Origin of the sequence: Mesorhizobium sp. CCNWLY176 (assembly GCF_037153935.1) — a bacterium.
GTDB lineage: Bacteria > Pseudomonadota > Alphaproteobacteria > Rhizobiales > Rhizobiaceae > Mesorhizobium_M > Mesorhizobium_M zhangyense.
This window is the reverse complement of sequence record NZ_JBBBDZ010000003.1, coordinates 390867-411507: the sequence shown is the minus strand read 5'-3', so window position 1 is coordinate 411507 and position 20641 is coordinate 390867. Positions and strand designations below refer to the sequence as shown.

16 protein-coding genes are annotated in these 20641 nt (G+C 62.6%); 9 read left to right on the top strand and 7 right to left on the bottom strand.

Going from position 1 to position 20641, the window contains the following annotated elements; genetic code table 11:
- Positions 1–86: 86 nt before the first annotated feature.
- From WBQ96_RS07575 to WBQ96_RS07560, 4 genes are all read right to left on the bottom strand, one after another.
- On the bottom strand, positions 87–1439 hold the full coding sequence (locus WBQ96_RS07575) for an FAD-binding oxidoreductase (RefSeq protein WP_336548862.1): 1353 nt from the start codon (positions 1437–1439) through the stop codon (positions 87–89).
- Positions 1436–2875, bottom strand: a complete 1440-nt coding sequence (locus WBQ96_RS07570; RefSeq protein ID WP_165115776.1) for a UbiA family prenyltransferase — start codon at positions 2873–2875, stop codon at positions 1436–1438. The genes WBQ96_RS07575 and WBQ96_RS07570 overlap by 4 nt, the downstream gene beginning before the upstream one ends.
- Positions 2876–3084: 209 nt before the next feature.
- Positions 3085–3348, bottom strand: coding sequence for a hypothetical protein (locus tag WBQ96_RS07565; protein ID WP_336548861.1), 264 nt, complete (start codon positions 3346–3348; stop codon positions 3085–3087).
- Positions 3349–3482: 134 nt separating this feature from the next.
- Positions 3483–5999 (bottom strand): mechanosensitive ion channel family protein, encoded by a 2517-nt coding sequence (locus WBQ96_RS07560; RefSeq protein ID WP_336548860.1) that lies wholly within the window; start codon positions 5997–5999, stop codon positions 3483–3485.
- Positions 6000–6176: 177 nt separating this feature from the next.
- On the opposite strand from WBQ96_RS07560, the gene WBQ96_RS07555 reads away from it, so the two are divergent.
- Genes WBQ96_RS07555 through WBQ96_RS07535 form a run of 5 tightly spaced genes read left to right on the top strand, consistent with a single transcriptional unit; the run spans position 6177 to position 11812 of the window.
- Positions 6177–7436 (top strand): sarcosine oxidase subunit beta family protein, encoded by a 1260-nt coding sequence (locus tag WBQ96_RS07555; protein ID WP_336548858.1) that lies wholly within the window; start codon positions 6177–6179, stop codon positions 7434–7436.
- A gap of 9 nt (positions 7437–7445) precedes the next feature.
- On the top strand, positions 7446–7748 hold the full coding sequence (locus tag WBQ96_RS07550; RefSeq protein ID WP_336548856.1) for a sarcosine oxidase subunit delta: 303 nt from the start codon (positions 7446–7448) through the stop codon (positions 7746–7748).
- Positions 7745–10741 (top strand): sarcosine oxidase subunit alpha, encoded by a 2997-nt coding sequence (locus tag WBQ96_RS07545; protein ID WP_336548854.1) that lies wholly within the window; start codon positions 7745–7747, stop codon positions 10739–10741. Before WBQ96_RS07550 ends, WBQ96_RS07545 begins: the two co-directional genes overlap by 4 nt.
- Complete coding sequence (locus WBQ96_RS07540) at positions 10734–11321, top strand: sarcosine oxidase subunit gamma (RefSeq protein WP_336548852.1); 588 nt, start codon at positions 10734–10736, stop codon at positions 11319–11321. Before WBQ96_RS07545 ends, WBQ96_RS07540 begins: the two co-directional genes overlap by 8 nt.
- Before the next feature lie 50 nt (positions 11322–11371).
- Complete coding sequence (locus tag WBQ96_RS07535) at positions 11372–11812, top strand: MarR family winged helix-turn-helix transcriptional regulator (protein ID WP_336548850.1); 441 nt, start codon at positions 11372–11374, stop codon at positions 11810–11812.
- Positions 11813–11853: 41 nt separating this feature from the next.
- On the opposite strand, the gene WBQ96_RS07530 is transcribed toward WBQ96_RS07535, so the two are convergent.
- Positions 11854–12564 carry a nitroreductase gene (locus tag WBQ96_RS07530; RefSeq protein WP_165116777.1) on the bottom strand — a complete coding sequence of 237 codons (711 nt, stop codon included), beginning with the start codon at positions 12562–12564 and terminating at the stop codon, positions 11854–11856.
- 173 nt (positions 12565–12737) lie between these two features.
- On the opposite strand from WBQ96_RS07530, the gene WBQ96_RS07525 reads away from it, so the two are divergent.
- Genes WBQ96_RS07525 through WBQ96_RS07510 form a run of 4 tightly spaced genes read left to right on the top strand, consistent with a single transcriptional unit; the run spans position 12738 to position 19461 of the window.
- Complete coding sequence (locus WBQ96_RS07525; protein WP_442920804.1) at positions 12738–13343, top strand: helix-turn-helix domain-containing protein; 606 nt, start codon at positions 12738–12740, stop codon at positions 13341–13343.
- A 22-nt stretch (positions 13344–13365) separates the two neighbouring features.
- A complete protein-coding gene (locus WBQ96_RS07520) occupies positions 13366–15825 on the top strand; it encodes a GcvT family protein (protein ID WP_336548848.1) in 2460 nt (819 codons plus the stop codon).
- A 1-nt stretch (position 15826) separates the two neighbouring features.
- A complete protein-coding gene (locus WBQ96_RS07515; RefSeq protein ID WP_336548846.1) occupies positions 15827–17020 on the top strand; it encodes a pyridoxal phosphate-dependent aminotransferase in 1194 nt (397 codons plus the stop codon).
- A complete protein-coding gene (locus WBQ96_RS07510) occupies positions 17017–19461 on the top strand; it encodes a GcvT family protein (RefSeq protein ID WP_336548844.1) in 2445 nt (814 codons plus the stop codon). Before WBQ96_RS07515 ends, WBQ96_RS07510 begins: the two co-directional genes overlap by 4 nt.
- A 4-nt stretch (positions 19462–19465) precedes the next feature.
- On the opposite strand, the gene WBQ96_RS07505 is transcribed toward WBQ96_RS07510, so the two are convergent.
- On the bottom strand, positions 19466–20053 hold the full coding sequence (locus WBQ96_RS07505) for an NAD(P)H-dependent oxidoreductase (RefSeq protein ID WP_336548843.1): 588 nt from the start codon (positions 20051–20053) through the stop codon (positions 19466–19468).
- Positions 20053–20634, bottom strand: a complete 582-nt coding sequence (locus WBQ96_RS07500; RefSeq protein WP_336548840.1) for an NAD(P)H-dependent oxidoreductase — start codon at positions 20632–20634, stop codon at positions 20053–20055. The genes WBQ96_RS07505 and WBQ96_RS07500 overlap by 1 nt, the downstream gene beginning before the upstream one ends.
- Between the last annotated feature and the right edge of the window lie 7 nt (positions 20635–20641).

Here is a 20641-nt window from a genome sequence, read left to right as displayed (position 1 = left end):
AAACTGAAAACATTTCGTGAAACAGAAGAACGATTTGAAAAGTTCGATAATAATGAAACGTTTACTATGATTTGCTCACAATTTAATTATTCAGCAGCTTCGACATGCCCGCATTGACGGGCATGGAGCCGCCGCGCCGTGCGCTCCCAGAAGCTGGAGGTGAATGCCGGATCGCGCAGCACTTCCAGCCGCTGCCATTCGGGGAATGAGCCCCCGAAAACATCGGCGCCCATGCGGGCATCCTTGTAAGGATTTACGGCGCCGCCTGCGTCGATCGTAATCTCATCGAGCCGCTGCAGTAGCGACAGCGTCGACCGGCCCCGGTTCGGAAAATCCAGCGTCAGCGTATAGCCCGGCCGCGGGAACGACAGCATACCCGGCGAGCGGATCGATGCGAAGCGCTTGAGCACGGTGAGGAAAGACCCCTGCCCGGCCTGCCGCGCGGCAGCAAGCATTGCCGGTATCGCTTCGCGCGCGACGGCCTCCGGCACCACGCTCTGGTGCTGGAACAGCCCTCGCGGACCGTACAGGCGGTTCCAGTCGCGCACCCCGTCCAGCGGAAAGAAGAAACCCTGGTAAGGCACGTGATGCTCGGCCGTGTTGCTGCCTTTGCGCCAGCGATAGGCAGCGTTGAAGGCTTTCAGGAACGGCCGGTTGAGCACGTTGAGCGGCGGCTGGAACGGCACGGACAGCCGGGAACTTGCCGGAGCCGAAACCCGTGCGCCATGCCTGGCATGGTTGCCCGTCATCAGCAGCCCGCGTCCGCTTCCCTTGCCGCCGGCAAGCTGGTCGATCCAGGCAACCGCATATTCGTTCGCCGCGTCGGCTTCCTCGGCGAGATCGAAATACTCGGCGAGATTGGCGAAGGGCGTGACCTGTTCCAGAATGTCGATCGAAGGCACGCGCATCAGCCTGATGGAGGCTGACAGGATGATGCCGGTCAGGCCCATGCCGCCGATGGTCGCCCAGAACAGGCGCGCGTTGCTGGTTTCGGAACAGTTGTATGTCTTGCCGTCCGATCGCAGCAACTCGAAGGTCTCGACATGGCAGCCAAATGTGCCGCGCCGGTGGTGGTTCTTGCCATGAACATCGTTGGCAATCGCGCCACCGAGCGTGACGAACTGCGTGCCCGGAACAACAGCCGGAAAGAAGCCGTGCGGTGCTGCATAGGCGATAATATCCGAAAGCAGCGCACCCGCCTCCGCCTCGACAACGCCAGTCTCGGCATTGAAAGAGAGGATGCGCTTCATCGAGCGCATGTCGACGAGACTTCCGGTCTCGGTCTGGCAGCTATCGCCATAGGAACGGCCATTGCCGAAGGCAAGGAGAGACGCCGGGTTGGCCGCGCCGCTCTTGAGCAGCGCTATACCCTCGGCAGCAGGCATCGCCCACCGCGCCGGCGCTGTCGTCCGGCCGAAACTGTTATAGGCGGCCGTCATCCGATCCACCCCGCCAGAAAGAGGAGGGCCGCGCCGGTAACCGCCACGACCTGGCTGCGCCAGTCGCGGATGATGAAGACGACGGGATCGTCGTGCATCTCGTCGCGGCGCGCCAGAATCCAGACGCGCATCGTCAGATAGAGCACCGTCGGCGCCAGCGGCCATACCATCCAGGGATGCGGATAGAGTTCGCGCACAGCGGCGCTGTCGATATAAAGCGCCAGAACGAGCGCTGCCGAGAAGGCCGAAGCCATGCCGGCCTGCGCGATGATTTCCTGATCCTCGGTGCGGTAGCCGCGGCCGGCGATGCGCTCGCCCGGCGAAAGCACAGAGGAACGCAGTTCCACGTAACGCTTCACCAGCGCCAGCGACAGGAAGAAGAAGATCGAGAAAGCCAGAAGCCAGAACGAGACGTCGACGCCGGTGGCGGCAGCACCCGCCAGAATGCGCACGGTGTAGAGCCCGGCGAGCATCAGAACGTCGATCAGCAGCATGCGCTTGACGGCCAGCGAATAGGCCGTCGTGGCAACCAGATAGAGCGCCAGGACGCCGGCAAACTCGATCGGCAGGAACACGGCCGCACCTAAACTGATCGCAAGCAGGATCGCGGCCGACGCAAGGCCGAACGGGATCGAAAGCAGGCCGCTGGCGAAAGGGCGATTGCGCTTGGTCGGATGACGTCGATCCAGCGCCAGATCGAAGAAATCATTGATGATATAGATGGCCGATGCCGCCGCACTGAACGAGATGAAGGCGAGCACGCAGGCGAGCAGCATATCCTCGTTGAAATACTCATGCGACAGCACCATCGGCACCGCGATCAGCGAATTCTTCAGCCACTGATGCACGCGCAGCATCTTCAGGATGGTTTTCAGCGTCGGCTTCGGCGTCTCGACGATCTCGCAGCCATGCGCTGCCTGCCAGCGCGCTGCGTGACGGTCCGGTGCGACGACGATCGCCTCGCGCGATGCGTCGAAAACCTTGAGGTCGTGCCGGCTGTTGCCGACATAGTCGAAGCCGGCATCGCCATAGGCCGCGACAAGTGCAGCGCGCTTGCGCCCCGAAGTCAGGTTTTCGAGGCCGTCAGTCGCAAGCACGGCATCGAAGAGCCCTAGATGCGCCGCGACGGCGTCGGCGAATTTGCGCGGCGTGCCTGTCGCAAGAACGATCTTGCGCCCGTTCGCGCGTTCCTCGCGCAGACGTGAAACGAGCACGTCACGATAGGCAAGCGAAGCCGGATCGATGTCGATACGCGCCGCGATCGCCTGCTTCAGGCCGGCCGGTCCCTTGGACAGCCAGAACGGAATGCAGAAGAGATAGAGCGGGTTCTTGCGGATGAGGAGAAACAGCCCCTCCCAGAGCAGGTCACCGGCGATCAGCGTACCGTCGAGGTCGACTGCAAGCGGTATCGCATTGTTGTCCGATCGCGCATCCATTTTGCGTAGCCCGCCCGTTTCCGCATTACGCCATTTGTAGGCGTTTTGGGCGGGGTATAACTACCATAGCGCTACGGAAGGTTAAACGGGCAGGTTTGACGCTGCCAAAGAGCCGCGATTTCGCCTGTCATCGTTAAGATTGCGCTACCTCGGACGATAAAAGGCCGGGCAGATCGCCCGGCCCTCCGCCTCCGCCCTTTGAGGGCAATTTACTTGATGCGAGCGACTCCGCCCGAGATTTCGATCGTCTCGCTGCCGGTCAGCGCCTCGCGATCGCCATTGGGCATGGTGACGAAGCAGCCGCTCGAGCAGAATTCCACGGTCTCGCCGCCGGCAAGCGACAATTCGGACTTGCTGCCGCCTTCCGTCACGATCAGCGTGCGGGGCTCGGCATCCTTGTTGACGGCACTCGCGCCAAAGGCTGCGTTGCCCAAGCCAAGAAGCACCGTGGCCGCAAGAAGAGATTTCATCATTGCATTGTCGGTGTTTCCACCGCCCCTGTTGCCATTTGCAAGGCGCACCTGCCCCTTGCAGCGACCTTATAGGAATTCCAACCTGAACAGCAACTGAATGACACGTTCATGCCACAATTGGCCGCGCCGCAATCTCAATCCGGATCGGGCCGCTTGGGCCTGCGTTTGGTCGCTCGTTCAACCGCCGCCTTGGCCTTGACCTGTTCCTTTTCATAGTGCTCGGCCTCCAGCTTGTCGTCGTCGATCGGCCAATTTTCCTCCGGTGGCGGCTCGATGAAGCGCGCCGTGGACGGAATGGGAATGCCTTCCTTGCCGAAGGCGTCAAGGATGGCGAAACGGATATCGTTCTGGACAATGCTGCCATTGTTGATATCGGCGAGGAAGGCACGGACCTCAAACTCGAGTGCGGCAGCGCCGAAATTGGCAAACAAAACGAAGGGTTCCGGGTTCTTGAGCACGAGCGGATGGTTGCGCGTGATCTCAAGCAGTATCTCATGCGCGCGCTTGGCATCGAAGCCGTAGGCCACGCCGACCTTGATCTCGATGCGGCCGAGCTTGTTGCGATGCGTCCAGTTGCCGACCGCGCTGTTGATCAGCTCCGAATTGGGGAGAATGACGGTCTGGCGCTGGAACGTCTCGATCTCGGTGGCGCGCACGCTGATCTTCTTGACCGTACCCGAAGTGGCGCCTGCGACGATCCAGTCGCCGGCCTTGAACGGACGTTCGGCCAGAAGGATCAGGCCCGAGACGAAATTCTGCACGATATTCTGCAGGCCAAAACCGATGCCGAGGGACAGACCGCCGGCGACAAGGGCAAAGCTGGAGAGATTGATGCCGGCTGCCGAGATGCCGATCAGTGCTGCAAGCGCCAGACCGGCATAGCCGACCACCGTGCGGATCGAATTGCGCACGCCGGTATCGACCTTGCCGCGCGCCATGACTGAATCGTCGAGCCAGCTCTGGAACCAGCGCGTGATGAAATAGCCGATCGCAAAGACGACTAGACCCGTAACGATGGCGAATGGCGAGAACGAGAAGGTGCCGATCTGAAAGCCGGTCGCCAACTTGTTGAGCCATGTCGCGATGTCGCCCGGCTGGAATCCCCACTGGAACAGAACCAGCGGCAGGAAAACGACGACGATCAGGATGTTGATGCAGACGCTGGCCGCAAGGCCGAGCTGGTCGAGTGTCGTGTCTTCGGTCTCGAAGCGAGCTTTGAGGCGCCTTCCGATGAAGGTGTTGCTGAAGCTGCCCTCTTCCGAAACCGCGCGCGCGGCGAGGAAGCCTATATAGGCCGTCGCCAGCATCGCGCCGGTGACGACGATCTGCTGCGAGATGAACTGGGCGAAGCTGATATAGCCGAGCAGTGCGGCAACAACCGTGGCAGCGCCGAGAAAATAGAGCAGGAAACGCAAGGTCGCCGGCCAGCGGCGCCGCGCGCCCTGCCCATCGACGAATGGCCTGACACTGCCGATGAGAACCAGAAGCACGCCGACAATCACGGCGGCGATAAGGCTTTTCAGGATGGTGACGGAAAGCGGCGAGCTGAGCGTTTCGCTGATGAGCCCCATGAAATAGTCGAGGCCGACAACCAGTGCCATAGCCGTCATCAGCCAGACCAGCACACGTGCAGGCCGGGATTCGATCGGGATAAGCCGCCAGTTGGGCATGTCCGGCGACAAGGCCGCATGGCTCAGGCGGTAGACGAAGAAGGTGAGGAAGATGACGCCGACAAGGCCGTTGAGATAACTACCGATATCGCCGCGCAAGACGTTGAAATAGTTGAACAGCCCTATCGTCGAACTTAGGAAAACCGAGAGCGCAACGCTCGGCAGCAGCGTCGACCAGAATGCGACCGTCAACCTCGCAAGATAGGAAGGATCCTCGATCGTCGGATCGCGGTCGATAACCCTTCTGACCAGCCGCTTGCCGACGAACTGCAACAAGGCGGCAGCCAGCAGCGCAAAGAAGGTCGCGCCGACCATTGCCTGAAATTTGAACTGGAAGGCGAAGCGCAGCCAGGACGAAATCGACCTGTTGAAGGACGAGAATTCCGTCTGAATCTCCTGACCGACCTCCCCGCTGAATGCCTGGCTAAGCTGGTAGCGCTTGGTCAGCATGTTGGCGAACAGGTCGCGGCGCATGGTCTGGATCTTGTTGGCCAGCCCGTTGACGCGAACCGACAGGTCTTCCGCCTTGCCGAGCAGGACGTTTATTTCGGCTTTCTCGTTTGTCAAAGCGCGGCGTTCGGTGGAAACCATTTCTGGTTCAGGCGGCTGGCCCTCGGCAGGCGGCGCGCCAAGCTGCTCGATGCGGGCATTGATTTCGCCAAGGCGCGGGCGAAAGGCCACACCACTTTCGAGCAGAGCCTTGTCGACCGGCTCCAGTTCACTGCGGATTTCGACGAGGCCAAGATCGTCGTCGGCGCTGGCATCGACCTTCTTTTCAAGATCGTCGACCTGCTTGGTGATTGTATCGATCTTCGCGCGCTGGCTAGCGACGATCCCGATCGCAGCCGGCACCGCATCGGCAACCGTGTCAGAGGGCTGCGCGACCGCGACAACGGGCCCGGCAGCCGTCAGAACGGCCAGCAGGATCAGGACGGCAAAGCGTCGCAAGAGTGCGGAAAAGAGATTGATCGGGCGACTCACTAGCTTCCAGAACCGGTTGTGAAAAGTCGCACAGTGATAAAGATGGCGCGACAGCGGGGCAAGCCGCCTTGATCCGGCAGGCCAAAGTCGGCCATACGAAAGCCCGTGGCGCAATATTGGCCTTGCAGGTCGCGCCTGCTCTATAGTCTGCGCCTTCCTAACTGGACGAATGACATAATGGCGGAATACTCAGCCTTTGCGCTGCTGAAAAATGCGCTCACCGGAAATCAGGACTGGAAGCCGGCCTGGCGCAAGCCGGAGCCGAAGCCTGCCTACGACGTGATCATCATCGGCGGCGGTGGCCATGGCCTTTCAACCGCCTATTATCTCGCCAAGGAATTCGGCATCACCAATGTCGCGGTGTTGGAAAAGGGCTATCTCGGCTCCGGCAATGTCGGCCGCAACACCACCGCCGTGCGCTCCAACTATCTCCTGCCGGAAAATGTCCGCTTCTACGAACACTCGATGAAGCTGTGGGAGAACCTCTCCCATGAACTCAATTACAACGTCATGTTCTCACAACGCGGCTGCCTCAACCTCGCCCACACGCCGGGCCAGCTCGACGACTATGCCCGTCGCGGCAATGCCATGCGCCACGAAGGTGTGGATGCCGAACTGATGACCCCGGCGCAGATCGCCAAGCTGGTGCCGGGGCTCGACGTCTCCGCCTCGGCGCGCTTTCCGATCATCGGTGGCCTTATGCAGCGGCGCGCCGGCACGGCCCGTCATGATGCTGTGGCGTGGGGCTATGCGCGCGGCGCGGACCGCCGCGGCGTCGATATTCTGGAGAATTGCGAAGTCACCGGTTTCATCAAGGACGGCGACCGGGTCGTTGGAGTGAATACAACGCGCGGCGAAATCCGCGCCGGAAAGGTGGCCGTCGCAGTCGCCGGACATACCGGCCACGTCATGCGCATGGCCGGCATCGACACGATGCCGATCGAAAGCCATGTGCTGCAGGCCTTCGTCTCGGAATCGCTGAAGCCCTTTCTCCACACCGTTCTCACCTTCGGCATGGGGCACTTCTATGCCTCGCAATCCGACAAGGGCGGTCTCGTCTATGGCGGCGACCTCGACGGCTACAACAGCTATGCCCAACGCGGAAACCTGCCGATCGTCGAGGAAGTGATGAGCGAGATGCTGGCACTGTTCCCGAGCCTTGCGCGGGTTCGCGTGCTGCGCTCATGGGGCGGCGTCTGCGACATGTCGATGGATGGTTCGCCCATCATCACCACCGGCCCCCTGCCCGGCATGTATTTGAACTGCGGCTGGTGCTATGGCGGCTTCAAGGCGACGCCGGCCTCTGGCTGGTGCTTTGCCCATACCATCGCCCGCGACGAGCCGCACGAATTCAACGCGCCGTTCACGCTCGACCGCTTCCATCGCGGCACCATCATCGACGACAAGGGCCAGGGCTCGACCCCGCGGCTGCATTAGAGAATCCAGATGCTGATCACCTGCCCCTATTGCGGCTCGCGCGACGTTTCCGAATACACCTATCAGGGTGACGGCAACCGTATGCGTCCCGATCCCGCCTCGACCGACCAGAAGGTGTGGAACGCCTATGTCTACGACCGGCTGAACCCGGCCGGCGAGCACCATGAAATCTGGCAGCATTCCGGCGGCTGCCGCGCGCATCTTGCCGTCACGCGCAATACGCTGACCCATGTCGTCGGCAGCGTTTCCTTCGCCCGCGACGCCGGCCACAAGAAATCCGACAGCCGCCGCAAGACCGGAGCCAAGGCATGAGCCCGCGCCGCGTCATTTCCGGCGGACGGATCGACCGCCTGCGCACCATCCGCTTCACCTTCGACGGCAGGCTTTTTACCGGCCATGCCGGCGACACGCTGGCATCGGCGCTACTTGCCAATGGCGTGACGCTGTTTGCCCGCTCGTTCAAATACCACCGCCCGCGCGGCGTGCTCACCGCCGGCATCGACGAGCCCAATGCGCTGGTGACGGTGCTGAGCGGCGCGGTGCGCGAACCCAACATTCCGGCGACGATGCTGGAGATCTATGACGGACTGAACGTCGTCAGCCAGAACCGCTTCCCCTCGCTCGCCTATGATGTCGGCGCGCTGAACCAGCTCGGCAGCAAGGTGCTGGGCGCAGGCTTCTATTACAAGACCTTCATGGGCCCGGTTATCGGCCCGCTGAAAGGCACCCGCTTCTGGATGTTCTGCGAATGGTTCATCCGCCGCGCCGCCGGCCTCGGCAGCGCCGGGCTGGAAAAAGACCCGTCGCGCTATGAGCGCATGAACGCCTTCTGCGACGTGCTGGTGGTCGGCTCCGGCCCCGCCGGGCTGATGGCGGCGAAGGCGGCAAGCGACAGCGGCGCGCGCGTGATGCTGGCCGAACTCGACGCCACGCCCGGCGGCTCGGCAAACTGGTCCGGCGAAACGATCGACGGCCTGCCAGCCGCCGAATGGGCGGCAGAGACGCTACGCGACCTGAAGGCGCGCGCAAATGTCCGTGTGCTGCCGCGCACCACCGTCTGGGGCTATTACGACGGCAACACGCTATCGGCAATCGAGCGCGTGGCCGACCACAGGAACACGCCGGCCAAGGGCGAGCCGCGTCACCGCCACTGGACCATCCGCACGCAATCCGTCGTGCTGGCGACCGGCGCTTTCGAGCGGCCGCTGGTGTTTCCGGGCAACGACCGGCCGGGCGTGATGCTGGCGGGCGCAGCGCTCCGCTACGTCAACCAGTATGGTGTGCTGCCGGGGCAGAAGGTCGCGATCTTCACCAACAATGACAGCGCCTATCGCACGGCGGAGGCTTTGAAGAAGGCAGGTGCCGAGATCGTCGCCATGGTGGACGTGCGTGAGGACACATCGGTTGCGGGACGCGAAATCGCGCGCGAAGTCGGCGGCGAGTATCTCGCTGGCCATGCTGTGGTCGCCACGGAAGGCGGTGCGCAGGTTTCCGGCATAAAAGTCCAGCGCATCAACGCCGCGACGGGCGCGCTATCCGGCGACCCGCGCAGCATCCATGCCGATTGCCTGCTGGTGTCGGGCGGCTGGTCCCCAACCATCCACCTCGCCAGCCAGGCCGGATTGAAGCCCGAATGGGACAATGATCTGCAGGCGTTCCTGCCGCCGAAACCGACACAGAACTGGGTCGGCGCAGGCGCATTCAACGGCAGCTTCTCGACTGAGAAGGCGATCGAGGAAGGTCATGCCGCTGGCCTCACGGCAGCCGGTGCCAGTGACGGCAAGACCGACGATCTGCCTTCGGTAGACGCCGACGCCTTCGACCCGAACCCAGCGCCGGTCTTCGAGATCAAGGCCAAGGGCAAGGCGTTCGTCGATCTCCAGCACGACGTGACGGCCGACGACGTGCGCCTCGCTCACCGCGAAGGCTTCGTCTCGGTCGAGCATCTGAAGCGCTACACCACGCTCGGCATGGCGACCGACCAGGGCAAGACCTCGAATATTCCGGGCCTTGCCATCATGGCCGAGACGCTGGGAAAGCCGATCCCGGATGTCGGCACGACGCGGTTCCGCGCGCCTTTCGCGCCGGTTTCTGTCGGCTCGCTCGCCGGCGAACGCTACGGCGACATTCGGCCCGAGCGCCTGACGCCGATGTATGACTGGCATGTCGAGAACGGTGCCGAATTCTACGCCGCCGGCCTGTGGCATCGCCCGATGATCTACGGCCTGTCCGGCGAGACGATCGAACAGGCTTATGTGCGCGAAACGAAAGCCGTCCGTGGCGGCGTCGGGCTGGTCGATGTCTCGACGCTCGGCAAGATCGCCGTGCAGGGACCGGACGCCGGCGCTTTCCTCGACCGCGTCTACACCAACATGTTCTCCACCCTTGCCATCGGCAAGGCGCGCTACGGGCTGATGCTGCGAGAGGACGGCCTTGTCCTTGACGACGGCACGACATGGCGGCTCGGCGAGCATGATTTCCTGATGACCACGACCACGGCCAACGCCGGCAAGGTCATGCAGCATCTCGAGTACCTGCTCGATGTCGTCTGGCCGGAGCTGAAGGTGCAACTCACTTCCGTGACAGACCAGTGGGCGGGTGCGGCAATCTCCGGGCCGAAATCGCGCGATGTGCTGGCGGCCTGCGTCACCGGCACCAGGGTCGACAACGAGGCCCTGCCCTTCATGGGCATCGTCTACGGCGAGATCGACGGGGCGCCGGTGATGATCTGCCGCCTCTCCTTCTCCGGCGAACTGGCCTATGAGGTCTATAGCGGCGCAGGCCATGGCACCCATGTATGGCAAGCGCTGATGAAGGCCGGCGAGCCCTTCGCCATCGTGCCCTACGGGCTGGAAGCGCTGGGCACCATGCGCATCGAAAAGGGCCATGTCACCGGCGCGGAAATCGACGGCCGCACCACCGCGCGCGACCTGCATCTCGACTGGATGCTGTCGAAGAAGAAGCCGTTCATCGGCTCAGCGATGATGGATCGCGAAGGGCTGGTAGCAGACGATCGGTTGCAACTCGTCGGCATCGTCTCGCTCGACAACCGCCCACTGAACGGTGGCGCGCATATCGTCGAGGAACTGGACGAGGCCAATCCGCACGGCTCGCTCGGCCATCTCACCGCCGCCTGCTATTCGCCCTCGCTCGGCAAATATATCGGCCTGGCGCTGGTCAAGGGCGGCAAGGCAAGGCGCGGCACCCGCGCCTTCATTTCCGATCCGCTGCGCAAGCGCTTCGGCCCGGTCGAGATCGTCAGCCACCATTTCTTCGATCCGGAAGGGAGCCGCATGCATGGTTGAGCAGGAATCACCGCTGAAGCCAGTGTGGAAACCGGGCACGCGCGGCAATTTTTCCGACGGCGTCGGTGTTTATCTGTCAGAGACCGCACCGGGCTCGATCGTTCAGCTTGCGGCATGGCATGGCGAGGAAAAGGCAATCATCGCGGCCATCAAGAAGGTCGCCGGCCTGACGCTGCCGGACGGCGCTGGCGGCGGGGCGGCAACCGGCACTAAGGCTGCTTTCGGCTTTGCACCCGGAAAATTCCTCGTCGTCGACGAGCAGGAAGGACTGGCCGAGGCCTTCGCGAAATCCGTCAAGACAGAGACGGGAACAGTCACCGACCTTTCGCATGGCCGCACCGCGATCCGCATCACAGGCCCGAAGGCGGAATGGGTGCTGGCAAAATTCTTCGCCATCGACTTTTCGCTGACGGCTTTTCCAGTCGGCGCAGGGCGCTCGACCGTGCACCACGATATATTCGCGCAGATCCAGCGCAGCGCGCCGGCGCAGTTCGACATCTATGTCTTCCGCTCTTTCGCGCGATCGTTCTGGACGGCTCTGTGCCATGCCTCGGAAGAAGTCGGCTACGAGGTGAGGTAGCGCCCGCTTGCGGCAAACGTGGCATGCGATATAAATCGCAAGCTATGCAGATGAAGTTTTCGCGCGAAAAATCAGCCGGCTATCTCACCAACTGGGCGGCGCGCCTGTTTGCGAAAGCCATCGACCGACGATTGAAGGAACTCGGCCTGTCATCCGGCCAGTTGCCCGTCTTCTTCGCCCTTGGCGATGGTGGCGCGCTATCGCAGAAGGCCCTGACCGAAATAGCCGCGATCGAGCAGCCGACCATGGCCGCAACGTTGTCGCGCATGGAACGCGATGGACTTGTCGCCCGCGCGCCCAATCCGGACGATGGCAGGAGCGCCTTCTACTCGCTGACGCCAAAAGCCATGGAAAAGATACCCGGCGTGCGCGAAGCGATCGCCGCGGTCAATGCGGCTGCGCTCAACGGCCTCGGGGAAAAAGACGCACAGGCATATCTGGCAATGCTGCGCGGCGTTACCGCAAATCTGGAAAAGGAATTGGGCGAGTAGCTATGACGCTCCGCTAGCCGTCCGTCACAGACGCGGCAGGATCACTCGCGAAACGTCACCCACTCTTCCTGCGGCGCACGGTCGGTGCGGAAGGTGCTTTCCGGCTTGGTCGTGTCCTCATGGCCGAGTGCCATGCCGCAAACGACGATTTCCTCATCCGGAATATCAAGAACCGGCCTGATCTGATTGTGATAGGGCGCAAATGCCGCCTGCGGGCAGGTGTGCAGACCCCTGCCCCGCGCCGCAATCATGATGTTCTGCAGGAACATGCCGTAGTCGATCCACGAGCCCTGGTTGAGCCGGCGGTCGATGGTGAAGATCATGCCGACCGGCGCGTCGAAGAAGACGAAGTTGCGGTCGTGCTGGGCGCGCATGCGCTCGACCTCGCGCCGGCCGATGCCAAGCACGCTGTAGAGGCCGAAGCCGTTGGCACGGCGGCGTGCCAGATAAGGCTCGAAGAACTGGTCGGGATAATATTTGTACTCGTCCCAGTTCGCCTTTTCCGCGCGAATGCCCGAGTTGAGGATCGCGTCGGTGATGCGCTGCTTGCTCTCGCCCTTGGTGACGTAGACCTTCCACGGCTGCATGTTCGTGCCCGACGGCGCGCGCGCGGCGACATCCAGGATTTCCCGGATCACGGCGTCATCGACAGGCGTCGGCAGGAAAGCCCGCACCGAACGACGCGACACGATGGCCTCGTCGACGATTGCGGTTTCGTCCTTGGCGTTGGCTGCGGCCCCACGTGCCAGCATGAACAGTTCCTTCTCGATGCGGCTGCGATCCAAAGAACGCTCGTCATCATCCTTTCGCGAAACCTGCATTTGCACCAGCCTCTTGACTCTCGCAAGCACTACCTGCGTTTCATGAAATTCTGCTTGAATTTTTCACGAAATTGACATCTGATGAAATTTCTTGAGGAATTTTCATGTCGCTTCAAAAGTCCCGGCACATAGCGGCAGACAGCCCCTTTCCAGACGGCGCGAATGCGCTGCTGGCGCGGGACCTGCGCGCGCTGCGAAAGGCGCGAGGCCTTACATTGTCCGAGATTGCGCTGAAACTTGGGCGTTCGGTCGGCTGGCTGAGCCAGGTCGAGCGCGGCCTGTCGACGCCTTCGATCGGTGACCTGCGCGCCTTCGCCGATCTGTTCGGCGTGCCGGTCAGCCTGTTCTTCGGCCACGACGTACCGGAAGAGGCCGAGCGCGGCGTGATCGTGCGCGCGGGCCGCCGCCGCTCGCTTGGCACAAGCGATTCCGGCCTGGTGGAAGAGCTTCTTTCGCCGGACCTTGGCGGAAGCTTCGAAATGCTGCGATCCGAATTCGCACCCGGCGCAGAATTGAAGACGCCGGCGCATCGGCCGACCGAGGAAGCCGGCTATCTCGTCTCAGGCCGCTTCGACATCGAGATCGACGGCAACTGGCACAGCCTCGCGGAAGGCGACAGTTTCAGGTTCGACGGCAAGCCGTTCCGGTGGAAAAATCCGGGGAACGAACCGGCGGTGGTCATATGGGTGATCTCGCCACCGGTCTATTGAAGGCATCAAGGAGGAGCAGAGCATGGCCGGAATTCCGACAACGGCGCGCGTGGTCATCATCGGCGGCGGAGCTGTCGGCGTCTCGGCGCTCTATCATCTGGCCAAGGCCGGCTGGACGGACTGCGTGCTGCTCGAAAAGAACGAGCTGACCTCCGGCTCGACGTGGCACGCAGCCGGCAATGTGCCGACTTTCTCCTCGTCCTGGTCGCTGATGAACATGCAGCGCTATTCGACAGAGCTCTACCGGGGTCTGGCGGCGGAAGTCGACTACCCCATGAACTACCACGTCACCGGTTCGCTGCGGCTCGCCCACTCGAAGGAGCGCATGCAGGAGTTCCAGCGCGCCCGGGGCATGGGCCGCTATCAGGGCATGGATATCGAGGTGGTCGGAACCGACGAGATCAAGGCGCGCTATCCCTTCATCGAAACGCATGAACTGCAAGGCGCGCTCTACGATCCGAGCGATGGCGACATCGATCCGGCGCAGCTGACGCAGGCGCTGGCGAAGGGCGCGCGCGACATGGGCGCAAAGATCATCCGCTTCTGCCCGGTCAGCGGCGTGCGCCGCGAGAATGGCGAATGGATCGTCTCGACGCCGCAAGGCGAAATCCGCTGCGAATATGTCGTCAACGCCGCCGGCTACCGTGCGCAGGAAGTCGGAAAGATGTTCGGCCGCGACGTGCCGATGATGGTGATGAGCCATCAATACATCCTGTTCGAGGAAATCCCCGAACTGGCCGCATGGTCGAAAGAGGCCGGACACAAGCTGCCGCTGCTGCGCGACGTCGACAGCTCCTATTACCTGCGGCAGGAAAAGAACGGCATGAATCTCGGCCCCTATGAGCGCAACTGCCGCGCCCATTGGGCAACCCCTAACGATCCGATGCCCGATGATTTTTCGTTCCAGCTCTACCCGGACGATCTGGAGCGGCTGGAATGGTATCTCAACGACGCCATAGCCCGCGTGCCTATCCTCGGCACCGCCGGGCTTTCCAAGGTCATCAACGGTCCTATCCCCTACGCACCCGACGGCAACCCACTGATCGGCCCGATGCCCGGCGTGCCCAACGCCTTCGAGGCCTGCGTCTTCACCTTCGGCATTGCCCAGGCCGGCGGGGCCGGCAAGGTGCTGGCCGAGTGGGTGACGCAGGGCCAGACCGAATGGGACATGTGGTCGTGCGACCCGCGCCGCTTCACCTCATACGCCGCCGACAAAGACTATGCCGTGGCCAAGGGCATGGAGATCTACGGCCACGAATACGCCATCCATTTTCCACGCCATGCCTGGCCGGCTGGCCGTGGACAAAAACTGTCGCCGATCCACGACCGCATCGCCGCTCTCGGCGCGCAGTTCAACGCCTATAATGGCTGGGAGCGCGCGACCTGGTTCGCGAAGGAAGGCGACGACACTTCCGAAGAGTCCACCCAGACTTTCGCCCGCTCCGGCCCGTGGGAGAAACGCATTCGCGAGGAATGCCTGGCCGTGCGCGACGCCGCCGGCATTCTCGACCTGCCCGGATTCTCACGCTTCATGGTTTCGGGCGACGGCGCGCGCGACTGGCTGTCTTCGCTGATCACCGGCTTAGTGCCGAAACCGCGCCGCATCGGGCTCGCCTATTTCGCCGACGACAAGGGCCGCATCGTCACCGAAATGTCGATCATGCCGTTGCAGCTTGATGATGGTGAACGTTTTATGCTGATCACCGCAGCGCTTGCGGAGTTGCATGACTTTGAATGGCTGCATCAGAATCTACCGAAAGGCTCACTGATTCAAATCGAGAACATGACAGACCGGTTTTCCTGCCAGATCCTGACGGGACCCAAGTCACGCGATATCCTCGCCGATTTGACAGATCTTGACGTCCAGCGGCCCTGGCTTTCGATGCAAACCAAGCGGATCGCCGGCCGCTGGTGCCAGCTCGTGCGCGTTTCCTTTGCCGGAGAACTCGGCTGGGAAATCCACAGCAAGGTGGAGGACACGGCGGCGATCTTCGACGCCGTCTGGACTGCCGGGCAAAAACACGGCCTGAAACCCTTCGGCATGTTCGCACTGGATTCGCTGCGTCTGGAAAAGGGCTACCGCGCCTGGAAGGGCGATCTCTCCACCGACTACACCGTTCTGCAAGGCGGGCTCGAGCGCTTCGTCAAATGGGACAAGCCGGATTTCAAGGGCAAGGCCGCACTGCTCAGCGAACGGCAGCAGGGCGTGAAGAAGCGTTTTGTGACGCTTGTGGTCGAGGCTGGCCATCACGACGCGCCCTATATGTCGACCGTCCTCTATGAAGGCAGGATCGTCGGTGAAACCACCTCTGGTGGCTGGGGTTACCGTGTCGGCAAATCGATCGCGCTCGGCACGATCCGCGCCGACCTGGCAGTGCCCGGCACGAAAGTGCAGGTGGAAATCTTTGGCGAGAATTTCCCCGCGGTGGTGCAGGAAGACCAGCCCCTGTGGGACCCGAAGAATGAAAGATTGAGAGCGTAACATGCCCAAACCCTCATCCCGCATTTCCGGCATCACGCCGTCCGGCAAGGATGGCTGGGAAGTCCATTTCGCCGCCATGAACCGCAAGGAGGCTGGCGAGGACATCATCATGCTCTCGGTCGGCGATCATGATTTCGACACGCCCGCCGAAACCGTCGAAGCCTGCGTCACCGCCGTGCACGCCGGTTATCACCACTACACGCAGCTCCCCGGCATCCCGCGCCTGCGCGCGGCCATGGCGAAGCTCTCCACGCAATGCACCGGCGTGCCCACCACCGCCGACGAGGTGATCGCCACACCCGGCGGCCAGCTCGCGCTGTTTGCCGCAGCACAGGCAGCACTCGATCCGGGCGACCACGCCATCGTGGTCGCGCCCTATTATGCCACCTACCCGCCGACATTCCGCGCCGCGGGCGCTGAATTCACCATCGTCGAGACCCGCGCCGCGGACGGGTTCCAGCCGCGCGCCGAAGATATCGCCGCAGCGGTGCGCCCAAACACCAAGGCGATCCTCATCAACACGCCCAACAACCCGACCGGCGCGGTCTACTCCCGCAAAAGCCTGGAAGGCATCGCGGAAATCTGCCGCAAGCATGATCTCTGGCTGTTTTCCGACGAGGTCTACTGGACGCTGGGCGGCGGCGAGCACATCTCGCCGCGTTCGCTGCCCGGCATGGCCGAGCGCACGCTGGTCATCAATTCCATGTCAAAAAGCCACGGCATGACCGGCTGGCGCATCGGCTGGCTGACTGCGCCGAAGGAACTGGTCAGCCTGCTCATCAGCCTCAATCTCGTCACCACCTACGGGCTGACCGATTTCGTCAGCCGCGCAGCGGTCGAGGCGATGGAGAACGCCTATGGCGTCAAGGAGATCGCCGAGCGCTATACGGCACGACGCGCCGTTTTCCTCGACGCGGTGCGCGGGCTGAACAATGTCACCGTGCGCGGTTCCGAAGGCGGCATGTATGTCATGCTCGACATCAGCGCCATCGAGCCGGATTGCGAAAGCTTCGCCTGGGCGTTCCTCAACGCCGAGAAGGTCGCCGTGATGCCCGGCGTCAGCTTCGGCGACGCCGCCGCCGGCCATATCCGCATCAGCCTCTGCCAGCCGGAGGAAATTCTTCTTGAAGCAGCAGCGCGCGTAAAGCGCTTCGCTGCCACCTACAGCCCATCCAAGGAAAGCAAGCAAGCATGAGTTCTCTGCCGCAAAAAGCTCGCGCCGTTATCATCGGCGGCGGCGTATCCGGCTGTTCAGTCGCCTATCACCTCGCCAAGCTCGGCTGGACCGACATCGTGCTTCTGGAGCGCAAGCAGCTCACATCGGGCACGACATGGCATGCCGCCGGGCTGATCGGCCAGTTGCGCGCTTCGCAGAACATGACGCGGCTCGCCAAATATTCCGCCGATCTCTACGTCAAGCTGGAAGAAGAAACCGAAGTCGCAACCGGCATGCGCCAGGTCGGGTCGATCACGGTGGCGTTGACCGAAGAACGCAAGCACGAAATCTATCGTCAGGCCTCGCTGGCGCGCGCCTTCGATGTCGATGTGCGCGAGATTTCACCGAACGAAGTCAAAGAGATGTATCCGCATCTCAACGTGGCCGATGTGGTCGGCGCGGTGCACCTGCCGCTCGACGGCCAATGCGACCCGGCCAACATCGCCATGGCGCTGGCCAAGGGCGCACGCCAGCGCGGCGCGAAGATCGTCGAGAACGTCAAGGTCACCGCCGTGCACCAGAAGAACGGCCGCGTCACCGGCGTCTCATGGGCCAAGGGCGATGAGCAAGGCACGATCGAAAGCGATGTTGTGATCAACTGCGCCGGCATGTGGGCGCGCGAGCTGGGCGCCATGTTGGGCGTGACCGTGCCGCTGCACGCCTGCGAGCATTTTTACCTCGTCACCGAAGCCATCCAGGGCCTCGGCCGCCTCCCCGTTCTGCGCGTGCCGGACGAATGCGCCTACTACAAGGAAGACGCCGGCAAGATGATGCTTGGCGCTTTCGAACCGGTCGCCAAGCCGTGGGGCATGAACGGCATTTCAGAGGATTTCTGCTTCGACCAGTTGCCGGAGGATTTCGAGCATTTCGAGCCCATCCTCGAAATGGGCGTGAACCGCATGCCGATGCTCGGCACCGCCGGCATCCACACCTTTTTCAACGGCCCGGAGAGCTTTACGCCCGACGACCGCTATTATCTCGGCGAAGCGCCGGAGCTTGGCGGCTACTGGGTGGCGGCAGGCTACAATTCCATCGGTATCGTCTCGTCCGGCGGTGCCGGCATGGCGCTGGCGCAATGGATCAATGACGGCGAAGCGCCCTTCGACCTGTGGGAAGTCGACATCCGCCGCGCCCAGCCATTCCAGAAGAACCGCGCCTATCTCAAGGAGCGCGTGTCCGAGACGCTCGGCCTGCTCTATGCGGACCATTTCCCCTACCGCCAGATGGCGACCTCGCGCGGCGTGCGCCGCTCGCCGATCCACGAGCATCTCAAGGCGCGCGGCGCTGTGTTCGGCGAAGTCGCCGGCTGGGAACGCCCCAACTGGTTCGCCCGCGAGGGTCAGGAGCGCGAATACAAATATTCCTGGAAACGGCAGAACTGGTTCGACAACCAGCGCGACGAGCACCTTGCCGTGCGCAGCAATGTCGGCCTGTTCGACATGACCTCCTTCGGCAAGATCAGGATCGAGGGCCGCGATGCACTGGCCTTCCTGCAACGCATGTGCGCCAACGACCTCAATGTCGCTCCCGGAAAAATAGTCTACACGCAGATGCTGAATGCGCGCGGCGGCATCGAGAACGATCTCACCATCTCGCGGCTTTCCGAAACGGCCTTCTTCGCCGTGGTGCCCGGCGCGACCTTGCAGCGCGATCTGGCATGGCTGCGCAAGCATCTACGCGACGAGTTCGTCGTCATCACCGATGTGACGGCTTCAGAAAGCGTGCTCTGCCTGATGGGACCGCAGTCGCGCGAGCTGATCAGACGAGTCAGCCCGAACGACTTTTCCAACGAAAACAATCCGTTCGGCACCTTCCAGGAGATCGAGATCGGCATGGGGCTGGCGCGCGCGCACCGCGTCACTTATGTCGGCGAACTCGGCTGGGAACTCTATGTCTCGACCGACCAGACAGCCCATGTCTTCGAGGCGCTGGAGGAAGCCGGTCGGGAGTTCGACCTGAAACTCTGCGGCCTGCACACGCTGGATTCCTGCCGCATCGAAAAGGCCTTCCGCCATTTCGGCCACGACATCACCGACGAAGACCATGTGCTGGAAGCCGGCCTCGGCTTTGCCGTGAAGACCGGCAAGGGAGAGTTCATCGGTCGAGACGCCGTGCTGGCAAAGAAGGATGCCGGCCTGTCACGCCGGCTGGTGCAATTCCGCCTCACTGACCCGGAGCCGCTGCTGTTCCACAACGAAGCGATTGTGCGCGATGGCAGGATCGTCGGCACCATCACCTCGGGCAATTACGGCCATCACCTCGGCGGCGCCATAGGCCTCGGCTATGTGCCGGCCAAGGGTGAGAGCGAGGCCGATTTGCTCGGCTCGTCCTACGAGATCGAGATCGCCGGCGAACGTTTTCCAGCCGAGGCGTCGCTGAAACCGATGTATGATCCGAAGTCGGAGCGGGTCAGGATATAGCGCCTCAAAAAGCCGCCAGCTTGCGCCTCACCTGCCCCAGAAACGCATCGCGGCTTTTCGGCGTCGAGGTGTCCATCATGTAGTGCGCCAGAAACATCGTGCGGCAGCGCCGGGCGCAGAGCGCGCGGATGCCGCGCAGGATGGTCTTGCGGCCGGGATGGCCGACGACATGCGACCACCAGCGCGGCGCACCGCAGGTGGTGATGACGGCGATCTTCGACACATGCGTCATCAGCGGCCTGATCGCGCCCTTGCCCTTGGGCAGTTCGAAGGCGACCTCGGTCGCCCACACCCTGTCGAGCCAGCCTTTCAGCATCGCCGGCAGGCCGTACCACCATGTCGGGTAGATGAAGACGATTGCCTGCGCCCATTTCAGGTGCTCGATATGCGTTTCAAGCGCCGGGTCTACCGGCCGACGATCATTGTAGAAACGCCGCTCGTCGTCGCGCATGACGGGGTCGAAGTTTTCCGCATAGAGATCGACGAGGCGCGCTTCGCAGCCCTTGGCGTTGATCGCCTCGATCGCCGCATCGCGCACCGCCGCGCAGAAGCTTTCAGGCACGGGATGGCAATAGACAACCAGCACCCGCATCAGAACGAGTCCATCTGCGCCGTGACCTTCGCCATGAATTTTTCGCGCGAGGCGGGTGTCGAAAGATTCATGGAATAGTGCGCCAGATAGGAAACCGGCGCTCCCGGTTTCACCGTCGCGCGCAACACCCGCGTGATGATCTTTCGCGGCGGATCGCCAACCAGCAACGCAGCGAGCCGGCTGCCGCCATAGGTGGTGACGGCCGCGACCTTTTTGACATTGTGAAGCGTCGGCACCGTGCGGCCAGCGACCAGCTTGAACGACACGCCGGGCAGGAAGACGCGATCGAAAAAGCCTTTCAGGATAGCGGGATAGCCGTAGTTCCACACAGGAAAGGAAAGCACCAGCGCGTCCGCGCGCTGTAGCCGATCGACATAGCTGCGCACGCTTTCGACATTGGCGGGAACGTCATGATAACCGATGCGCTCGGCGCGCGTCATGCGCGGGTCGAAATCCTCTGCGTAGAGATCGCAATCGTCAACGCTATGACCCTTCGTCCTCAACCGTTCGACGATCAGGCTGTGGAGCGCTGCGCCAAAGCTGGTCTCGACTGGATTGGCGTAGAGGACGAGGATGTTCATGCCTGCT

Excerpts from the sequence above, each read along its gene's own strand:
- WBQ96_RS07575 (WP_336548862.1), bottom strand. The coding sequence starts at position 1,439 with ATGACGGCCGCCTATAACAGTTTCGGCCGGACGACAGCGCCGGCGCGG.
- WBQ96_RS07565 (WP_336548861.1), bottom strand. The coding sequence starts at position 3,348 with ATGATGAAATCTCTTCTTGCGGCCACGGTGCTTCTTGGCTTGGGCAAC.
- WBQ96_RS07505 (WP_336548843.1), bottom strand. The coding sequence starts at position 20,053 with ATGCGGGTGCTGGTTGTCTATTGCCATCCCGTGCCTGAAAGCTTCTGC.
- WBQ96_RS07500 (WP_336548840.1), bottom strand. The coding sequence starts at position 20,634 with ATGAACATCCTCGTCCTCTACGCCAATCCAGTCGAGACCAGCTTTGGC.
- WBQ96_RS07515 (WP_336548846.1), top strand. The coding sequence starts at position 15,827 with ATGCCCAAACCCTCATCCCGCATTTCCGGCATCACGCCGTCCGGCAAG.
- WBQ96_RS07540 (WP_336548852.1), top strand. The coding sequence starts at position 10,734 with ATGGTTGAGCAGGAATCACCGCTGAAGCCAGTGTGGAAACCGGGCACG.
- WBQ96_RS07570 (WP_165115776.1), bottom strand. The coding sequence starts at position 2,875 with ATGGATGCGCGATCGGACAACAATGCGATACCGCTTGCAGTCGACCTC.
- WBQ96_RS07555 (WP_336548858.1), top strand. The coding sequence starts at position 6,177 with ATGGCGGAATACTCAGCCTTTGCGCTGCTGAAAAATGCGCTCACCGGA.
- WBQ96_RS07535 (WP_336548850.1), top strand. The coding sequence starts at position 11,372 with ATGAAGTTTTCGCGCGAAAAATCAGCCGGCTATCTCACCAACTGGGCG.
- WBQ96_RS07510 (WP_336548844.1), top strand. The coding sequence starts at position 17,017 with ATGAGTTCTCTGCCGCAAAAAGCTCGCGCCGTTATCATCGGCGGCGGC.
- WBQ96_RS07530 (WP_165116777.1), bottom strand. The coding sequence starts at position 12,564 with ATGCTGGCACGTGGGGCCGCAGCCAACGCCAAGGACGAAACCGCAATC.
- WBQ96_RS07550 (WP_336548856.1), top strand. The coding sequence starts at position 7,446 with ATGCTGATCACCTGCCCCTATTGCGGCTCGCGCGACGTTTCCGAATAC.
- WBQ96_RS07525 (WP_442920804.1), top strand. The coding sequence starts at position 12,738 with ATGTCGCTTCAAAAGTCCCGGCACATAGCGGCAGACAGCCCCTTTCCA.
- WBQ96_RS07520 (WP_336548848.1), top strand. The coding sequence starts at position 13,366 with ATGGCCGGAATTCCGACAACGGCGCGCGTGGTCATCATCGGCGGCGGA.
- WBQ96_RS07545 (WP_336548854.1), top strand. The coding sequence starts at position 7,745 with ATGAGCCCGCGCCGCGTCATTTCCGGCGGACGGATCGACCGCCTGCGC.